Origin of the sequence: Microbacterium sp. F2 (assembly GCF_052274505.1) — a bacterium.
In the GTDB taxonomy this organism is placed as follows: Bacteria; Actinomycetota; Actinomycetes; order Actinomycetales; family Microbacteriaceae; genus Microbacterium.
Map to the genome: position 1 here is coordinate 234,138 of NZ_JBNVBV010000002.1, position 19,643 is coordinate 253,780.

13 protein-coding genes are annotated in these 19,643 nt (G+C 69.1%); 8 read left to right on the plus strand and 5 right to left on the minus strand.

The genetic code is table 11. The features are described from left to right. Positions 1–17: 17 nt before the first annotated feature. The 4 genes from ACQVDU_RS06220 (at position 18) to ACQVDU_RS06235 (ending at position 7,897) form a co-directional block, all read left to right on the plus strand. Positions 18–3,290 carry a transglutaminase family protein gene (locus ACQVDU_RS06220; RefSeq protein ID WP_443476558.1) on the plus strand — a complete coding sequence of 1,091 codons (3,273 nt, stop codon included), beginning with the start codon at positions 18–20 and terminating at the stop codon, positions 3,288–3,290. Continuing rightward, the gene (locus ACQVDU_RS06225; RefSeq protein WP_443476559.1) at positions 3,287–5,803 is read left to right on the plus strand and encodes a circularly permuted type 2 ATP-grasp protein; all 2,517 of its coding nucleotides are present in this window, start codon (positions 3,287–3,289) and stop codon (positions 5,801–5,803) included. The genes ACQVDU_RS06220 and ACQVDU_RS06225 overlap by 4 nt, the downstream gene beginning before the upstream one ends. Before the next feature lie 10 nt (positions 5,804–5,813). Beyond that, positions 5,814–6,692 carry a transglutaminase family protein gene (locus tag ACQVDU_RS06230; RefSeq protein ID WP_443476560.1) on the plus strand — a complete coding sequence of 293 codons (879 nt, stop codon included), beginning with the start codon at positions 5,814–5,816 and terminating at the stop codon, positions 6,690–6,692. A gap of 182 nt (positions 6,693–6,874) precedes the next feature. Next, the gene (locus ACQVDU_RS06235; protein ID WP_363497440.1) at positions 6,875–7,897 is read left to right on the plus strand and encodes a zinc-binding metallopeptidase family protein; all 1,023 of its coding nucleotides are present in this window, start codon (positions 6,875–6,877) and stop codon (positions 7,895–7,897) included. Positions 7,898–8,009: 112 nt separating this feature from the next. Here the strand turns inward: ACQVDU_RS06235 and ACQVDU_RS06240 are convergent, their stop codons facing one another. Together ACQVDU_RS06240 and ACQVDU_RS06245 are read right to left on the minus strand one after the other, a co-directional pair. Beyond that, on the minus strand, positions 8,010–9,488 hold the full coding sequence (locus ACQVDU_RS06240) for a thioester domain-containing protein (RefSeq protein ID WP_443476561.1): 1,479 nt from the start codon (positions 9,486–9,488) through the stop codon (positions 8,010–8,012). An 80-nt stretch (positions 9,489–9,568) separates the two neighbouring features. Further along, on the minus strand, positions 9,569–10,048 hold the full coding sequence (locus ACQVDU_RS06245) for a cupin domain-containing protein (RefSeq protein ID WP_331790775.1): 480 nt from the start codon (positions 10,046–10,048) through the stop codon (positions 9,569–9,571). A 272-nt stretch (positions 10,049–10,320) separates the two neighbouring features. Between ACQVDU_RS06245 and ACQVDU_RS06250 the strand changes: the two genes are divergently transcribed. Next, entirely contained in the window at positions 10,321–15,081 is a 4,761-nt protein-coding gene (locus ACQVDU_RS06250) for an Lhr family ATP-dependent helicase (RefSeq protein WP_443476562.1), read from the plus strand. Further along, positions 15,074–15,847, plus strand: a complete 774-nt coding sequence (locus ACQVDU_RS06255) for a DNA-formamidopyrimidine glycosylase family protein (protein WP_443476563.1) — start codon at positions 15,074–15,076, stop codon at positions 15,845–15,847. Before ACQVDU_RS06250 ends, ACQVDU_RS06255 begins: the two co-directional genes overlap by 8 nt. Positions 15,848–15,876: 29 nt before the next feature. Here the strand turns inward: ACQVDU_RS06255 and ACQVDU_RS06260 are convergent, their stop codons facing one another. Continuing rightward, complete coding sequence (locus ACQVDU_RS06260) at positions 15,877–16,578, minus strand: YitT family protein (protein ID WP_300590659.1); 702 nt, start codon at positions 16,576–16,578, stop codon at positions 15,877–15,879. A 189-nt stretch (positions 16,579–16,767) separates the two neighbouring features. Between ACQVDU_RS06260 and ACQVDU_RS06265 the strand changes: the two genes are divergently transcribed. Then, entirely contained in the window at positions 16,768–17,175 is a 408-nt protein-coding gene (locus ACQVDU_RS06265) for a transferase (RefSeq protein WP_443476752.1), read from the plus strand. A gap of 86 nt (positions 17,176–17,261) precedes the next feature. Beyond that, positions 17,262–17,921 carry a LysR family substrate-binding domain-containing protein gene (locus ACQVDU_RS06270; protein ID WP_300590657.1) on the plus strand — a complete coding sequence of 220 codons (660 nt, stop codon included), beginning with the start codon at positions 17,262–17,264 and terminating at the stop codon, positions 17,919–17,921. Between the two features lie 9 nt (positions 17,922–17,930). Here ACQVDU_RS06270 and ACQVDU_RS06275 read toward each other — a convergent pair whose 3' ends face one another. After that, on the minus strand, positions 17,931–18,431 hold the full coding sequence (locus ACQVDU_RS06275; protein WP_300590656.1) for a glutaminase: 501 nt from the start codon (positions 18,429–18,431) through the stop codon (positions 17,931–17,933). Between the two features lie 4 nt (positions 18,432–18,435). Beyond that, on the minus strand, positions 18,436–19,626 hold the full coding sequence (locus ACQVDU_RS06280) for a cation:proton antiporter (protein ID WP_443476564.1): 1,191 nt from the start codon (positions 19,624–19,626) through the stop codon (positions 18,436–18,438). Between the last annotated feature and the right edge of the window lie 17 nt (positions 19,627–19,643).

The window sequence follows — 19,643 nt, forward strand, 5'->3', positions numbered from 1 at the left end:
TCCGACACGCTGTGTGCATGTCGATCAAGGTGGCTCTCGAGCACCGCACCGCGTACGAGTTCGCCCGGCCCATCTCGGTCGCCCCGCACCTCGTTCGGTTGAGGCCGGCCCCGCACTCGCGAACCCCGATCGAGGCCTACTCGCTCGAGGTGTACCCGAAGAACCACTTCGTCAACTGGCAGCAGGACCCCTTCGGCAACTGGGTGGCTCGCCTGGTCTTCCCCGAGAAGGTCGACCGGCTCGAGATCACGGTGGGCCTGGTCGCAGACATGATGGTGATCAACCCGCTCGACTTCTTCATCGAGGAGTACGCGGAGCGGTTCCCCTTCGCCTACCGCCCCGACCTGGCATCCGACCTCGCCCCGTACCTCCGGCCCGTTCCCGGCAGCGGGCGCGCGGAACGGTGGCGCGAGACGCTGCCAGCGCTGCCCGATGACGGGGTACCGACAGTGACGTTCCTCGCCGACCTCAACCGCGCGGTGCAGCAGCGGGTCGCATACAGCGTGCGGATGGAGGCGGGAGTGCAGACCCCGAACCACACGCTGCGCAGCGGTATCGGCTCGTGCCGCGACAGCGCCTGGTTGCTCGTAAGCCTGCTGCGTCAGTACGGCCTGGCCGCACGCTTCGTCTCGGGCTACCTCGTCCAGCTCGCCCCCGACCAGGAGTCCCTCGACGGTCCGAGTGGGCCTGCCGCCGACTTCACCGACCTGCACGCGTGGGCCGAGGTCTACGTGCCAGGTGCCGGCTGGATCGGACTGGATGCCACGAGCGGTCTGTTCGCCGGCGAAGGGCACATTCCGCTGAGCGCTACACCTGAGCCGTCCTCGGCCGCACCCATCTCGGGAGCCACCGAGCCCGTCGAGGTCGAGTTCTCGTTCCACAACGAGGTGCGCCGCATCCACGAGGACCCGCGCACGACCCGCCCCTACACCGAGGACCAGTGGCAGCGCATCGACGCGCTCGGCGAGGCGGTCGACGAGCGGCTCACGGCGGCAGATGTGCGCCTGACGATGGGCGGCGAACCGACCTTCGTTTCTGTCGATGACGCGACAGCACCCGAATGGAACACCGACGCCGACGGCGACCAGAAGCGAGAGCTCGCCGACACCCTCGCCGAGAAGCTCCGCGAGCGCTACGCCGGCGGCGGCATCGTGCATCGCGGCCAGGGCAAGTGGTATCCGGGCGAGCCGCTGCCCCGCTGGAACATCGCGCTGCAGTGGCGCAAAGACGGTGTGCCGCTGTGGAACGACCCGTCGCTATTTGCCGACCCGTGGTCTGACGAGGCCAGGCCGACCGCGCAGGCGGATGCCGAGACCCTGGCGCGGCGCGTCACCCAGACTCTCGGCATCCCGAACAGCAGGCTCCTCCCCGCCTATGAAGACCCGCTCGCGGCACTGGCTGCAGAGGTCCGCAAACCCGTCGGCGAACCGACCGACGTCGAGGGTTTCGACGAACACGACCTCGCAGCGCTCGACCGCGACATCGACACCCCGACCGGGTGGGTACTACCCCTCACAACCGACGGGCACTGGACGAGCCCCGTGTGGACCTTCCGCCGCGGCAGGCTCGTGCTCAGCCCCGGCACGAGCCCCATCGGCCTGCGCCTGCCGTTGGACTCGGTGTCGTGGACACCACAGGAGCTGACGGCGGAACCGTCCTATCTCGAAGAGGTCCCGCTTCGTGAGCCGGCGGTGCCCGACGTGTCCCTGCAGGGCGTCGCAGCTACAGCGACTACCGCCATCGCGTTCGAGGCACGAGATGGCCAGGTGCACGTGTTCCTGCCACCGGTCGCACACCTGGAGGACTATGCCGACCTCCTGCACGTCCTGGAGCAGGCGGCGTCGGCGACCGGCATCCGTCTCGTGATCGAGGGATACTCGGCCCCGCCTGACACCCGCCTCGAGCAGCTCGTCGTGACCCCCGACCCCGGCGTCATCGAAGTGAATGTGCAGCCGGTGTCATCGTGGGCGCAGCAGCGCGAGCTGACCACGACGCTCTACGACCTCGCGCGGCGCGCTCGCCTGTCCACCGAGAAGTTCGACCTCGACGGCCTGCACACCGGCACCGGCGGTGGCAACCACATCACGATCGGCGGCATCCAGCCGATCGACTCGCCACTGCTGCGACGCCCCGACCTGCTGGCGAGCCTCATCACCTACTGGCAGCGGCATCCGAGCCTGTCCTATCTCTTCTCGGGTCGGTTCATCGGACCGACGAGCCAGGCTCCACGTTTTGACGAGGGTCGACCCGAGGCCGTGTACGAGATGGAGGTCGCGCTGCGGGAGCTGCGGCGGCTGGATGCCGAGGCTGCAGCATCCGGCGGCACCGCCCGCCCCTGGATCGTGGACCGGGCCCTCCGCCACCTGCTCACCGACATGACCGGTAACACCCACCGGGCCGAGTTCTGCATCGACAAGCTCTACAGCCCCGACTCCAGCCGCGGGAGGCTCGGCCTGCTTGAACTGCGCGGGTTCGAGATGCCGCCGCATCCCGAGCTTGCCCTCGTCCAGGCCCTCCTAGTGCGCAGTCTCATCGCACGGTTCTGGGACACGCCCTACGACGAGCCTCTCGTGCGGTGGGGAACGCGGCTGCACGACGAGTTCCTCCTCCCCCACGGCACTCTCGTGGATATCGAAGGCGTCGTCGACGACCTGAATCGCGCCGGCATCCCGTTCGAGCAGTCGTGGCTCGACGCCTTCGCGGAGTTCCGCTTCCCGCGCGTCGGTCTCACGAGGATCTCTGCCCCCGGAGCCCGCATCGAACTCGAGCTTCGCCAGGCCATCGAGCCCTGGCACGTGCTCGGCGAGGAGGCCACCGGATCGGGCACCGCCCGCTATGTGGACTCCTCGGTCGAGCGCATTCAGGTCACGGTGCGCGGCGTCGACGAGCGCCGACACCTCGTGACGTGCAATGGTGTACCTGTGCCTCTCACATCGACCGGCACGCCCGGCGAGTTCTACGCGGGCGTGCGCTATCGCGCCTGGCAGCCGTGGTCGGCGCTGCATCCCTCGATCGAGGTGCACTCTCCGCTGACCTTCGACGTGATCGACACCCGCGCCGAAGCGAGCCTGGGCGGTGCCACCTACCACGTCGTGCACCCGGGCGGACGCGCCTACGAGCACCCGCCCGTGAACGCGTTCGAGGCCGAAGCGCGACGCGCGAGCCGCTTCGAGGCCCACGGGCACACCCCCGGCCGCGTCGACGTCGGAGCCCTCCGCGAGCGCGGCCGCCGCGCGGCATCCGCTGACTACCCGCACACCCTCGACCTGCGCAGGATCGCCCCGGCGTGAGCGTCCTCCGCGACTATGCCGCCGCGGTCACCCAACCCACGCTGCCCTTCGCTTCACCCCGGGGATCGTCGGCGCGCTTCGACGAGGTCATTGCGCCCGACGGCACGTTGCGGCCCGCATGGCGCGCGATGGCGCCCGGAGCCCTGACTCTCACGATCGATGACCTGTCCAGGTTGAATCGCGAGGTCAAAGGGCTCCTGGCCGACGAGGGAGTGACCTACAACCCGGCCGACTCCGACCCCGAGCCGTGGCGGCTGGACCCGGTTCCGCTCGTGCTCGACGGCGCCGAGTGGGCGAAGCTCGATGTCGGGCTGGCCCAGCGCGCCGAGCTCCTGAACGCGCTGCTCGTGGACGTCTACGGCGAGCGTCGGATGCTGCGCGAAGGCATCCTGCCCGCAGCGACTGTGCTGGGACACGCCGGCTACATCCGGGCCGTCGCCGGGACCGGCTCCACCGACCCGCACCCGCTGCTGTTCAGCGCCACCGACCTCGGGCGCGACGGCGATGGCGAGTGGCGGGTCATCTCCGACCGCGTGCAGGCTCCCTCGGGCCTCGGGTATGCGATGGAGAACCGCCGGATCGTGTCGCAGGTCGTTCCCGAACTGTTCCACGGCGCCGCGCTTCACCGCATCGAGCCCTACTTCGATGCCCTGCGTGAAGCGCTCATCGCGGCAGCCCCGGATGCCCGGCCCGATGCCCGCGTCGTCGTCCTCACCCCTGGCGCACTGTCGGAAACCGCCTACGATCAGGCATTCCTTGCCGGCATGCTCGGGTTTCCGCTCGTGCAGGGAGCGGACCTCGTGGTGCGCGACGGGAAGGTCTGGATGAAGCCCGCGGGCTGGCCGGAGGTGGCACCACGCGAGCGCGTCGATGTCATCCTGCGCCGCGTGGATGCCGAATGGTGCGACCCCCTCGAGCTGCGGGGAAACTCGCAGCTCGGTGTGGCCGGACTGACCGAGGCGGTTCGCCGCGGCGGTGTGCGGCTCGTGAACGGCCTGGGCGCCGGCGTACTTGAGAACCCCGCACTGCTCCCCTTCCTTCCCGCCCTCTGCGAGCGCCTCCTCGGCGAACAGTTGCGCCTGGCGTCGACACCGACCTGGTGGTGCGGCGATCCGGGCGCGCTGGACCAGGTGACGCCCCGTCTGCTGGGAGCAGACCCGACACTTGTCGTGCGGGCCATTGACGGGCCACGGACGCCGCTGCAGGCATCCGACCCTGCCCGGCTCGTCGAGCGCATCCGACAGAGCCCCCACCGTTTCGCGGTGCAGGAGCTCCTTCCGCTCTCGCAGGCACCGACCTGGCGTTCACCGGGCCAGGTGGACGCGAGGCCCGTGGTCTTGCGGACGTTTGCGCTGCGGCACCAGTCGACCTACCGCCCGCTCATCGGCGGGCTTGCCACCGCCGTCGCCGACGGCGCGCTGCCGACGGCGTCAAAGGACGTCTGGGTCCTGAAGGCGGATCCGTCAGACCTCGACCAGGGGCTGCCGGACGCAACAACCGTTGCCGTTGTCCAGTCGGTGCCCGAGGTAGCCCCGCGGGCACTCGACGACCTGTTCTGGTCGGGTCGCTACGCGGAACGGGCCGAAGACCTGTTGCGGCTCGTCCTCGCGATCCGCTCGGATGCCGACCAACTCACCGCACCGGGACTGACCGCGGCGCAGAGCACGCAGGTGCTCGTGGGTGCCACACAGCGGCTGTGCGGCACGCGCTGGCTCGACCTCGACGACGAGTTCCGGTCCGTGCTGCTCGATGGCACGCGCCCCGGTTCGGTGGCGCATTCACTCTCGCGCCTGCGCACAACCCTCGAGGGGGTGCGTGACCAGCTTTCTGCCGACACGTGGCGGGTATTCGCCGTCACCGATCGCGCAGGTGCCGCCCTGCGGATCACCCCGCACGCCCACGGCATCGGCGAGGCGGCGGGGCAGATGCTCACGGCGCTTCTGGCCCTGCAGGGCACGTCGGCCAACATGATCCGTGATGCCGGCTGGCACATGATCGAGACCGGACGGGCGATTGAGCGGGCGCTGCAGATCGGCATCCTGCTTCGTGCCACGATGGTCGACCGGCTCGTCGGCGACGTCGAACAGGAAGTGCTCGAAGCCGTGCTGCGCGCGAGCGAAAGCGTCGTCACACACCGCCGCCGGTACCGCGGCGCGCTCTACGCGAGCGGCGTGATCGATCTTCTGGTGCGTGATCCCGAGAACCCGCGTTCGCTGCGGTTCGCCGTCGCGCGCATCCGAGAGCACCTCGCCACCCAGCCGCTGTCGACCGGATCGACACGTCCCGAGCGGTTGCTCGATCAGCTCGAGGCGCAGCTCGCGGAAGTGCAGGTTGCCGACCTCTCGATGGCTGTCGATGATCGCCGGTCCGTGCTGCACGACACCCTCACGGATGCCGACGCTCAGCTGCGCGAGATTGCACGGGCCATCGAGGCGCTGCACTTCTCCGCGGGTCCGCCGTTGCAGACCTATGCGTCACTATCGCTGACCGAGCTCACCGGGGCACTCTCGTGAGGAGCGACGCATGAAGTACGCGGTGTCGCACCGAACGATTTACGAGTACAGCGACGATGTGCGCAACAGCCTCGGGCTCGCGCACGTCGCCCCGAGACCGGTCGCGTGGCAGCAGATCGCCTCGCACGCCGTGACCATCGATCCCGAGCCGAACGACGTCAGCCACGAACGGGATGCCTTCGGCAATGTCGTGACGTACTTCCACGTCACCTCCCCCCACACCCGTCTGGTCGTCGACGCTCGCACCGACGTCACCGTCGAGGCGCCCCGCTACGACGGTGCGGCGCTGGAGCTGCCGTGGGAGCTGTCGCGCCCGCTGCAGCATCCGGATGCGCCAGGCGCCTGGGCCGCCGCGGAGTTCGCCGTGGCCTCTCCCAAGGCCGAACACGTCGCCGAGGCCCATGCCTACGCCGCGGCATCCTTGGGCCCGGGCCGGCCGATCGGAGACGCTGCCACCGACCTCATGCACCGCATCAAGGCCGACTTCGACTACGACAAGACGGCAACGACCGTCACCAGCTCGGTCGCCGAAGTGTTCCGAACGCGCGCGGGAGTCTGTCAGGACTTCGCGCACCTCGCCCTCGCCTGCCTGCGCAGCCACGGGGTCGCGGCACGTTACGTCAGCGGGTATCTTGCCACCCAGCCGCCGCCCGGACGCGAGCGGATCGTTGGTGCCGACGCGTCGCACGCGTGGCTCGCGGTCTGGCTGCCGGGATCGGACGAGTGGCTCGCGATCGACCCGACCAACGACCAGTGGGCGAACGACCGCTACGTCACGGTCGCCTGGGGTCGGGACTACGGCGACGTCTCCCCCGTCAAGGGCATTATCTTCACCACCGCGAAGCGTTCGACCTTGCGCGTCTCCGTCGACGTCGCCCCCGCATCCTGATCTCCGCCCCGCCCCGCCCGATGCCGTGTCGCAACGGCGCAGATCGTGCGCGACGCCCCGGCAGCAAGCCCCTCCGCCCGGCGCGCCGCCGAATCCGTGCGCCGTTGCGACATTCGCGCGAGAGTGAATCGCGCGAGCGCAACCCCTCCGGAGATGACTCGTTCGTGTGCGAGGATTCGCCCGTGAAGTCCTATACGTGCCGGGTCTGCGGCAATCGCCTGTTCTTCGAGAACTCGGTCTGCGTCTCGTGCGAAACGCCCCTCGGCTACTCGCGCGCCGAGCGCGACATCGTGCCGCTGGATGCCGACGATCGCACCTACACGGATGCCGCGGGCACCGTGTGGCACGTGTGCGCGAACCTCGGGCTGTCGGGCTGCACGTGGCTGACGACGGATGCCGGCGGGCTGTGCTTCAGCTGCGGCCTGACCCGCACCCGGCCCAACGACGCTGACCTCAAGGGGATCTCGAACTACGCTCCCGCGGAGCGGGCCAAACGTCACCTCATCGCGGAGCTCGACGAGCTCGGCATCCCGATTCTCGATCGCACCGAGGACCCTCGCGGGATCGCCTTCGACCTGCTGTCGAGCGTCGCGGAACCGGTCACGATCGGGCACGCTGACGGCGTCGTCACGATCGACCTCGCCGAGGCCGAGGACGCGCACCGCGAAAAGGTACGCGCGATGCTCGACGAGCCATACCGCACGATGCTCGGTCACTTCCGGCACGAGATCGGGCACTACTACGAGTCTTTCCTGGTCACGGATGACCACACTCGCGCCCGGGCGCGGGAACTCTTCGGCGACGAGTCCGAGGATTATCAGGCGGCAATCGACCGCCATTACGCCGAGGGTGCTCCCGCGGATTGGCAACAGCACTTCATTTCGCAGTACGCGACGATGCACCCGTGGGAGGACTTCGCCGAAACCTGGGCCCACTACCTGCACATCAGTGACAGCATCCAGACCGCCGAGGAGTTCGGCCTGCTGCGCCCCGCACCGACCGCCTCGTTCCGCGAACGGGTCGCGAAGACGTGGATGCCGCTGTCGACCGCTCTCAACATGATGAACCGCTCGATGGGTTACGACGATCTCTATCCGTTCGTGCTGTCCACGCCCGTGCTCGACAAACTCGAGTTCGTCGCGGAGCTTGCGGCAGTCTCCGCAGCGCCCGGATCAGCCGAGGACTCGGCGGCACCGGAGAGCTGACCGGCGCTGGCGTGTCGCTAACTCCTCGATCTCGGCGCGAGGACGCCGCTCTCCCGCTCCTGCGGCGGCTGTACGACACCGATCATGCTGAGTTCGCCACCGGCGACCCTGGCTAGCGTGATGCGCGCGAGCGCCGGCGAACGTGGTCGAGAACCATGACGGCGAGCCCCGCGGTGAGCAGAGCCGCCGGCATCCCCCAGGACGGCGGCGCCGAGGCTCCGGTGTCGGGAAGCCGGGTCGAGGTGGGACTCGGGGTAGGCGTCGGGGTGGGAGTGGGCGTCGGGTGTGCGAACGTGTCGGTGACCGTCGCCGACACCGTGGAGTTCGCCACAGCAACAATGGATGCCGGAACCGTCGTGGTGGAGGTCAGCACCGCATCGGCGGTGTGCCCGTCTGCGGTCTGCGTGACGGTGCACGTTGCGCCGGCGGGCACAGCCGACAGGGTCACCACCCGGGTCGTTCCCGCCGGGGTGCCCGCGGCGAGCGTTCCCGAGTCCTCGACGACCGTCGTTCCGTCATCGCACCGCGCCGTCACCGAGATGGCTCCCTGCAGGCCGGCGGCCGCACCGGTGACTGTCACGTCGGCGGCGAACCGGCCGGCGGCCATCGGCGTGATCGCCGCGTTGGCGCGGATCGGGATCGTGGCTTGTGCGGCGAGGATCAGCTTCTGGGCGCTCGTGCGTCCGGGATTCCCGCCGTCGTACAGGAACACGTTTCCGGCCTCGACGGTCTGGGATGTCTCCAGGCTGAATCCTTCATCGGCGACCGTCGCGGCGTAGCGAGCCCAGAGCGACGAGCCCTGCGCGACCGAGGAGCCGTCGGGGACGGGGACCGTGCCGGAGGCATCCGAGAACACGTCGATGCCCCGTGTCGAGAGCGTCGATGAGCTCACTGACCCACCGACCGCGAACGGACCCACCACATCACCGGTCGTCGGCGCCGTCGCGGTGTCGGGCGTGATCGTCAGGGTGGGAAGCGGTGGCGCGGGGGTCGATCCGCCGGCCAGGGCAGCCTGGGTGGCCGCCACGATCGCCGCGATGGCATCGTGCTGCGCGGGATAGCCGAAACGCGGCACGACGAATTGATCGGTGAAGTACCAGATCGCCCCCTGCACGGCGGCTACCTTCTCGGCATCCGTCGACAGCGCCGGCGCTCCAGACGCCACCGGGTAGTAGTTGTTGAGGATGTAGGTGACGTAGTCGAGGTTCGGGACGTTCGCCGAGGACCAGTCGCCGAGTTCATAGTGCACACCGATCTCGGTCTCGGTAGTCAGATCGATGCAGTAGGTGAGGATGTCGCCCGGGCTGCTCGAGCTCGGGTCGTTGAGCACGATCTGAGCCGTCGAGAACGTCCTGCCGGTGCCGGTGATCGTCGTCGGGTAGGGCGTCTGCGGGTCGGTGATCGCCGTCTCCTGGGCTCCGAACAGGCCGCCCTGGTGCCGCATCGCGACGACCGTGGCTTCGGTCGAAGCCCGCGGGGGATCGCTGACGCCGGGGCCGGTTCCGGGCTCCGCGAGGGCGGGTGCGGCGCCGAGGCCGACGAGGAACGCGGTGAGAAGAGTCGCGGCGAGGACGGTTGGGGTGGTACGCATGGGATCCTCCGTACGTCACTCTCGCACGTCCGCGCTCACATGTGTGCGCTCCGCGTCACCCGCTCACCCGGTCTCGCCCCTCACCCAGCGTCAGGCTCACCGTCGTAGTAGTCCACGGCGTCGTCGTCACGGAAGAGCATCGTGGGGCGGGCGGTCGTGTACGCCATCGTCTTTCGCGAGTCCGGGTAGCCGATCACGTCCTGTTCGGCTGTCGTGTCCAGGTCGACGTACCGGAGCGGCTCACCGCCGGTAGCCGTCATCCGGTGCGCGCCCGCCGGCCCGGGTGGAAAGACGACGACCTCCCCCGGGCCGATGTCGAATTCAGCACCCGGGGTACGCACCCGACCCGTTCCCGACAGGATGACGTAGGCCTCGGTGACGCCAGCGTGCCAGTGATATGGGTACGCCGACTGACCCGGCGGGATCTCCATGAATGAGACCTGTAGCTGAGTGCCCTCTTTGGGAACAACGACGTGCTTGGCGAACGTGAACCGGCCACGGTCGCCGTGCCGGGCCTCGAAATCGTCCTGCCGTCCGTGCACCACCTGGTCGAATGCCATGGTCGCTCCTTTGCTCACCGTCACGGTACTCCCTCGGGGCGGCGCCGCCCGGTTCGTCTGTCAACTCGCTGGGGCAGCCCCGTTCGCGTCGACGTTCTGTGTCGGGGCCGGGACGAACCCCGCGATGCACAGCGTCGCTAACTCCTCAAGATCGGGCCACCTACCGTGGCCGCAGGCGCCCCGCGCAGCATCCGTCGCCCGTCCTGAGGAGTTCGCTGCGGGCTGGGACCGAGACCGCCCCGGATGTCGGTGGGGCGGGCGAAGATAGGGGGATGGCGGATGTGCTCGAGAGATTCGGTCCTGCCACGCAGGACTGGTTCCGCGGCGCGTTCACCGCACCGACCCCCGCCCAATCCGGCGCGTGGAAGGCGATCTCGGCGGGTCGCCACGCACTCGTGGTCGCACCGACCGGGTCCGGCAAGACGCTGTCGGCGTTCCTCTGGGCAATCGACCGTGTCTTCCGCGAGAAGGCGGAGGCCCCGAAGGATGCCGCGGGCACCCGCATCCTCTATATCTCGCCGCTCAAGGCCCTGGGCGTCGACGTGGAACGGAACCTCCGTTCGCCGCTGGTCGGCATCGACCAGGCGGCGAGACGCCGTGGCCTCAGCCTTCCCGGGGTGTCGGTCGGTGTCCGATCCGGCGACACGCCGTCGGCGGAGCGGCGCAAGCTCGTCGCGACACCGCCCGACATCCTGATCACGACTCCCGAGTCGCTCTACCTCATGCTCACGAGTCAGGCGGGCCGCACCCTCACGGGAGTTCACACCGTGATCGTCGACGAGGTCCACGCCGTGGCAGCGACCAAGCGCGGCGCGCACCTGGCCGTCAGCCTCGAGCGCCTGGACGCCATGATCCGCGCCGAGCGACCGGAAGCGGCATCCGTGCAGCGCATCGGACTGTCTGCGACAGTACGGCCGATCGACGAGGTTGCCCGGTTCCTCGGGGGCGCAGCCCCGGTCGAGATCGTCGCGCCGCCGGCATCCAAAACCTTCGAGATGCGGGTCACGGTCCCGGTCGAAGACATGCTCAACCCACCGCCGGCCGCGGCATCCACCACGGGTGGGCCAGGCGTGCGGTCGACGGATGCCACAGCACCGACCTCCGGGCCAGGCGAGGACTGGTTCGCCCCCTCGGGCGGCGCCGCCGCGCGCCCCGAGAACACCGAGATGACCGGATCGGTCTGGCCGCATGTCGAAGAGGCGATCGTCGACCGGGTCCTCGAGCACCGCTCGACGATCGTCTTCGCCAACTCTCGGCGCCTGGCGGAGCGCCTCACCGCGAGACTCAACGAGATCTACGCCGAGCGGCTCGGTATCGACCTCCCCGAACCGTCGATCGCGGCAGCGATGCCCGCACAGAGCGGCCAGACCGCGGGGGCTGAGCCCGTGCTAGCTAAGGCACACCACGGCTCCGTCTCGAAGGAGCAACGCGCCCTCGTCGAAGAGGAACTCAAGTCCGGCATACTGCGCTGCGTCGTCGCCACGAGCAGTCTCGAGCTCGGCATCGACATGGGAGCCGTCGATCTCGTCATCCAGGTCGAGGCGCCGCCGAGCGCAGCATCCGGCCTGCAACGCATCGGCCGCGCCGGCCACCAGGTCGGCGAAATCAGCCGCGCCTCGCTGTTTCCCAAGCACCGCTCCGACGTGCTGCACACCGCTATCGTGACCGAACGGATGCTGGCGGGTCAGATCGAGGCGATCCAGGTGCCTCAGAATCCGCTCGACATCCTCGCGCAGCAGACCGTCGCAGCCGCAGCCCTCGCCCCGCTCCGCGTCGAGGAGTGGTTCGAGACCGTCAAGCGCAGTGCTCCGTTCCGCGCGCTGCCGCGGTCGGCGTTCGAAGCCACGCTCGACCTGCTGGCCGGCAGATTTCCCTCGGATGAGTTCGCAGAGCTCCGCCCGCGCGTCGTGTGGGATCGGGATGCCGGAACCCTCACAGGCCGCCCCGGTGCCCAGCGCATCGCCGTCACGAGCGGCGGGACGATCCCCGACCGCGGGATGTTCGGCGTGTTCGTCGCCGGCGAGAGCCAGAATGCCCGAGTCGGCGAACTCGACGAAGAGATGGTCTACGAGTCGCGCGTCAACGACGTCTTCACGCTCGGCACGACGAGTTGGCGCATCGTCGAGATCACCCACGATCGCGTCAACGTGCTTCCCGCATACGGCCAACCGGGCCGCGTGCCGTTCTGGCACGGCGACGGGATCGGCAGGCCCGCGGAACTCGGCGAGGCCCTTGGCGCCTTCACTCGGGAGATCGCCACCGCGACACCGCCTGCCGCCGACGCGCGGCTGACGGATGCCGGACTCGACGCGAATGCGAAGACCAACCTGCTCGCGTACCTTGCTGAACAGCGCGAAGCCACCGGGACATTGCCGACCGATCGAAGCCTCACTGTCGAACGTGGCCGCGACGAGGTCGGCGATTGGCGGGTCATTCTTCATTCCCCCTACGGCATGCAAGTGCATGCGCCGTGGGCCCTTGCCGTCAACGCGAGGATCCGAGAGCGGTTGGGCGTGGAAGGGTCCGCTGTCGCGAGCGACGACGGTATCATCGCGCGCGTTCCCGACACCACCGGTGAACCTCCGGGCGCCGAGCTCTTCGTGTTCGACGCGGATGAGCTCGAACCGCTCATCACGCAGGAGGTCGGCGGCTCTGCGCTGTTCGCGTCACGCTTCCGCGAATGCGCCGCGAGGGCACTCCTTATGCCGCGGACGAATCCGAACCGGCGCAGCCCACTGTGGCAGCAGCGCCAACGGTCAGCCCAGCTGCTGGAGGTAGCCCGTCGGCATCCGACGTTCCCGGTGATCCTCGAAACGCTGCGCGAAGTCCTGCAGGACGTGTACGACGTCCCCGCTCTACTGCGGATCACCCGCTCGATCACTGACCGCCGCATCCGCCTCATCGAGGTCGAGACGCCGCAGCCCTCACCCTTCGCCCGCGACCTGCTGTTCGGATATGTCGGTGCGTTCATGTACGAGGGGGATTCCCCGCTCGCCGAGCGTCGGGCCGCCGCCCTCGCCGTTGACCCTGCCCTGTTGGCGGAGCTGCTCGGCACGGTCGAGATGCGGGAGCTCCTCGACCCCGACGTCATCGCCCAGTTCGAAGCCGAGGTGCAGCACCTCGCGCCGGATCGCCGGGTCCGCGGGCTCGAGGGCGTGGCCGACCTGCTGCGTCTGCTCGGACCGCTGTCTGCGCCAGAAGTAGCCGAGAGGCTGCAGGCGGCACCCGGTACCCCCACCGAGACGGAAGCTGCTGACGTCGAGGGGCCCGGACCCGCCGCCCCGGTTCCCGAAGCATCCACCCACCTCGACGCACTCGTCGCCAGCCGGCGCGCGATCGGGATCACGATCGCCGGCGTCGAACGGGTGGCAGCCATCGAAGACACCGGTCGCCTGCGCGACGCCCTCGGCATTCCGCTGCCCGTCGGCATCCCCGTCGCGTTCCTCGAACCGGTCGCCGATCCCCTCGGTGACCTGGTAGCCCGTCACGCCCGCACCCACGGACCGTTCACGACGGATGCTGTCGCCGAACGCCTGGGCATCGGGACCGCGGTCGCACGGCTGACACTGCAGCGGCTCGAGGCGCAGGGTCGCATCACGAGCGGATACTTCCTGCCCGCCTCGTCTGCGCTCGACGGCGGCGAGAACGAATGGTGCGACTCCGAGGTGCTGCGCCGGCTGCGGATGCGCTCGCTCGCGGCGATCCGAGGAAGCATCGAACCCGTGCCACAGGCTGCGCTCGCCCGGTTCCTGCCCGCCTGGCAGCACCTGACCCGGCCGCTCGAGGGCATCGACGGCGTGCTCGCGGTGATCGAGCAACTCGCCGGGGTTCCGATTCCCGCAAGCGCCTGGGAGTCGCTCATCCTGCCGAGCCGCGTTCGCGACTATCGTGCGGCGCTGCTTGACGAGCTCACCGCCACGGGAGAGGTCATCTGGTCGGGGCACGGGGCCCTCCCCGGGCGCGACGGCTGGATCGCGCTGCATCCCGCCGACACCGTCGCCTTGAGCCTTCCCACTCGAGCCGACGACGACATCGCCGCCGAGTCGCTCGAGGCACGCATCCTTGATGCTCTCGCCGGCGGCGGGGCTTACTTCGCGGGGCAGATTCGCGCCCTCACTGACGCCGCGAACGAGCAGTCGGTCATCGAGGCGCTCTGGGCGCTGGCGTGGGCGGGCCGGGTCACGAATGACACGTTCGCGCCGGTGCGCGGGCTGCTCTCCGGTGGGTCCCAGGCGCACCGCAGCGCACGGCGTGCCCCCCGTGCGCGGATGTTCCGCGGGTCGGCCATCTCTGCCACGATCCCCCGCCCGGCCGCGAACAGCTCGCGCGGGGGCGCTGGCGGGAGCGGTGCGCGAGCGAGCGGCCGGTGGTCGCTTCTTCCCGAGCCCGTGCCAGACGCCACGGTCCGCGCTGCCGCGATCGCCGGCATCCTCCTCGACCGCTACGGGGTCGTTACCCGCGGCCCTGTCCAAAGCGAGGCGGTCCCGGGCGGCTTTGCGCAGGTGTACCGCACCCTCGCGGATGCCGAACGCGCCGGCCACTGTCGACGGGGATACCTCGTCGAAAGGCTCGGCGGGGCCCAGTTCGCGGCATCCGCGACCGTCGACCGCTTGCGTGAGTTCTCGGCGGTCACCGACCCCGCCCCCCGCACGGCGATCACCCTCGCTGCCACCGACCCCGCGAATGCGTACGGTGCCGCTCTCGCTTGGCCGAGCCTCGAGGGCGTCGGACATCGCCCGGGTCGCAAGGCGGGAGCTCTCGTGACGCTCGTCGACGGCGAGCTCGTGCTGTACCTCGAGCGCGGTGGCAAGTCGGCCCTCGTCTTCAGCGCCGACGACGAAGCGGTGACGGCAGCGACAGCCGACCTCGCAGCGACGGCCCGCACGCGGCACCTCGATACCCTGACCGTCGAGCAGGTGAACGGTGACCCGATCTTCGGAACGGCGTTCGCCCGGGCGCTGCGCGAAGCAGGCTTCGTCGAAACCCCGCGCGGCCTCACTCTGCGTAAGGCGTCGGGGTCGCCGCATGCCTGAGGGCGACACCGTCTTTCGTGCAGCGCGAATGCTGGATGCGGCACTCGCGGGCGGCACAGTGACGCGATTCGACCTGCGGGTGCCGCAGTTGGCTACCGCTGACCTCACAGGAGAACAGGTCCACGCGGTCGTGCCGCGCGGAAAGCACCTGCTCGCACGCATCGGGCCATGGACGCTGCACTCGCACCTCAAGATGGAGGGCGAATGGCACGTGTACCGCCCCGGTGAGCGTTGGCGGGCGCCGGCTTTTCGAGCACGGGCAATCGTCGGAACGACGGATGCCGAAGCTGTCGGTTTCGACCTCGCCGAGATCGCCCTTGTTCCCACGGATCGCGAGAACGAGCTCGTCGGCTACCTCGGGTCCGACCCCCTCAGCGACGGCTGGGACCTCGACGAAGCGGCCAGGCGGGTGGGTGCGGACCCGCGGGAGATCCACGTCGCAGTGCTCGACCAACGCAACGTCGCAGGGTTTGGAAACGTGTACGCGAACGAGATGCTGTTCGTGCGCGGCATCCACCCCGCGGCTCCGGGCACGCAGGTCGACGCGCGTGGCCTGCTGGAGGTCGGCACGCGAATGATCCGCGCGAACCGCGACCGCGTCGAGCGCACGTTCACGGGCGTCGACCGGAGGGGAGAGCGGATGTGGGTGTACGGCCGCGAGAGAAGGCCATGCCGTCGATGCGGAACGCCGATTCTCGCCAGCGCACTGGGCGCCGACGCCACGCGGGAACGGAACGTCTTCTGGTGCCCGCGCTGCCAAACCTGACGCGCACGACGCCGGCGGCGGCCGCGCTCTCAGTGCCCGATGTACCGTCCCGGGCGGTGGTTCATCGCCAGCACGAGGTTCAGTACGACAGCGCCCAGACCGCTCAGCACCACGTTGGGCCACGGCACCACCAGCAGCGCCGCGGCAACGATGATGACATCGAAGATCATCTGGGTCCATCCGGCGCGGAACCCCCACCGGTCCTGCACGATGAGCGCGACGATGTTGATCCCACCGAGGCTCGCTCGGTGTCGGAACAAGATCAGCAGACCCACTCCGGCCAGAAGGTTCCCGCCGAGGGTCCCGTAGATCGGGTTGAGGTCATCGATGGAGAAGAGTGCGTGGTGCACCACCGACCAGCCCGAGACCATGGCGATCGCAATGACAGTTCGGATCGTGAAGCTCCAGCCGCGCTGCCACACCGCCAGCACGGCGAAGGGCAGATTGATGAGCAGGAACAGCATCCAGAACGGCAACCCGGATGCGTACTGGATCAGCAGCGCGAGTCCTGCCGTGCCGCCGGTAACGGCCTCCGAGGACTGCAACAGGTAGAGCCCCAGTGATGCGGTGAAGGTACCGGTGAGGATGCCGAGCACGTCCTCCGCCGGCGAGTGTGCGGTGGCACGTTCGTCGAATACGAGGGTGCGGGTGGCCTCTGGAGCAGGGTGCGAGGACTGATCCGGGGTCTCCGAAGTCGTGTCATGCGCGTCGCCGAGATCGTCGGTTGGCATGCCTTCCATTCTCTGCCAATCCGATGTCGGGACCGTTCCGAAGAGATGTCAAGCCGGGAGACGACGAACCCGAGATCCGGCACCATTGCCGCTACAGAGAATTCAGCGGCAAGCGGATGCAGGGGAATGAATCTCCGTACCACGGCGTTGGGGATCGTACTGGGGCCGAACGGCCCCGTGGAGGAGATCGTGGGCAAGAACTACGTCGACATCGAGAACGACCACGGCGAGACACTGCGGTATCGCAAACACGCCAATGGCCGAGGACTCATCGCGCACGGGGCCAAGGTGCATCCGACCGCGATCGTCGAGGCCGGGGCGTATGTCGAACCGGGAGTTCAGATCGCTGCGGGCGCCCGGATCGGCCGCGGTGTGTGGATCGAGTCGGATGCGTTGATCGGTCCGGAGGTCGTGGTTGCGCCGCACGCGCACATCGGCCCGGGAGCGGCGGTCGGCGCCGGCTCGAAGATCGGCATCCGCACCGTCATCGGCGCTCACGCGCGCGTCGCCGTCGGCTCATTGCTCGGTGACGACGAGACCGTCGGAGAGAACGAGCGGGTCGCCACCGACCGTCGCGGCCTTCGCCTCGCGGCCTGACCCGGCCCCGCGCGGCCTTCGCCTCGCCGCCTGAATCGAGCCGACTGCTGCCGTGGCGCCTGGCGCCGTCGCGGTAGCCTGACGGAATGGCCAGGCGCGACCGATCTTCCCGATCACGGGATGCGCCGCAGGCGCACTCAGGCCCGCCGCCAGCTGAGGTATTCCGTCTCGGCGCTGTACCCGGGGCGACCCCGGGAAAGTGGATCTCGCTCTGGCGAGAGCGGATGCCGCGCACGCGGCTCGAGCTCGAAGAGATCGCTCCGACTTCGCAGCGCGATCAGTTGCTGGCAGGAGCCGTTGACGCAGCCCTCGTTCGACTCCCGATCGACAAGACCGACCTTCACGCCATTTCGCTCTACGACGAGGTGCCGGTCGTGGTGTTCTCGAGTGACTCGAGCCTGTCGGTGGCGGAGGAGCTTGCCCCCGAGGACCTGGCGGGCGAGGTGCTCATCGTCCCGGAGGATGACGTCCTGCAGCCGGCAGTCCCGGGAACGATCGCACCCCGTTTCGCGGCCCCGGCAGACACGAAGGCGGCTGTCGAACTGGCTGCCACGGGTGTCGGCATCCTGATCGTCCCGATGTCACTCGCGCGGCTGCATCACCGCAAAGACGTTGCGTACCGGCCCCTCTCGGGCGGCCCCGTCTCGAGCGTCGCGCTGGCGTGGGTAGCCGAGCGCACGACGCCCGAGGTCGAGGCGTTCGTCGGCATCGTGCGCGGTCGCAGCGTCAATTCCTCCCGCTCGTAGCCAGACGGCTCAGGTGGCACCCTGGGGTGGATGCCGCGCAAGCTCGACGCGCTCGCGAACGTAGCTCTCGGCATCCATGAACCCGCCAGCGGTGCTCCAGCGCACCCGGAGCTGACCGTCGATTACGGCCAGGGGCCCGACATCCACGGATGCCACTTCGCCGATCAGTGAAACATCGAGCCGTTGCCATCCAAGATGCACAGCTACGCCAGGCAGGATGCCGCCCCGAAACGCCGCTTCGGCCAGTCCCGCCCGGGCACGCTGGGACTCCGCGGTGTATCCGCGGCGGGCAGGCTCACGGGATCGCACGATCTCGCCGGTTGCGTAGAGGTGCTCCGACCCGAGCAGGAGGACGCCGAGGTGCCACACCTCGTCGCGGAGGACGACCCGTGGCGAGCGCGGGATACCCAGCATCCGTGGTGTCACGACCTCGCCGAGCAACTCTCGGGGTGCGCCCGCGAGTTCGGCTCGCGCCCACGAGAGAAGGCCGGGAAGGTCAGCTGGTTGCACGGGTCTAGGCCGCGTCATCCAGCTCTGCGGGCACGCGGCTGACGCGCTCACCCCGCAAGAGCATCCCGACGAGCGGGTAGATGAGCACCGACAGCATGCCGCCGGTGACGAACAGCGCGGCCTGCGCCGACGTGAGGAGGTTCTCGTCGACGCCGATCGCGGTGACGGCAACGATGATCGGCAGCCCCGTCGCGCCCAGCAGGCCGAGCGCAACCCGGTCTCGAACACTGGATCCGGGCGGCGCGACGAGCATCGACGGAAGTCCGCGCACGACCAGGAGCGCCAGCAGCACGACCGGCACGAACAACAGCAGGGCGGGGCTTTCGAGCAGCGCCGCGAGGTCGAAGGTGACGCCGGTGTAGATGAAGAAGATGGGCACGAGGAATCCGAACGCGATGCCCTCGATCTTGCTTTCGACAGCCTCTCGGTTCTCCTCAGACGCATCACGCATCATGAGCTGCCACACGATACCGGCCGTGAACGCGCCCAGCAGGATGTCGAGGTCGAGCGCGATACTCAGCGCGAGCAACCCTCCGAGGATCAGGAACACCACACGGATCGCGTACTGGCCCGACGTGTGCAATGTCGCACTCACGACGCGGTGCATCATGCCGTGCGGGAGGCGGAAGGCTAACCAGATCGCGAACCCGGCGACCACCAGGAAGGCGGCGAGCACGATCGAGGCCGCCCCCGGATCGCGTCCGCCGAGGAAGACCGAGATCGCGACGAGCGGACCGAACTCGCCCACCGCACCGACTGCCGCGACCGCCTTGCCGAACGGAGTCTTCAGTTCGCCGGCGTCACGAAGGATCGGAAGGATCGTCCCCAGCGCCGTCGATGACAGCGCGATGCCGATGATGATCGCCGCCCCCAACGGCCCGACGAGCAGACCGATCAGGATGCCGATCCCCAGCGAGAGAAGCCATCCGACCGCGGCGTTGCGGCCCGTGCGCCCGCGAAACGCGGCGAAGTCGAGTTCCGACCCGGCGACGAAGAACAGCATCGCCAGGCCGAACTGGGCGAGGGTCGCGAGGAACTCGATCGGCTCAACCCACGCCAGCACCGAGGGCCCAACGAGGATGCCGAGGATCAGCTCGAACACGACGATCGGCACCGCGAACCACCGCCCGATCACCCGGGTCAGCAGCGGTGCGAGCGCCGCCAGCAGCGGGACGATCAGGAGGTTCGCGGCCATCCCCTCACGATAGCGAG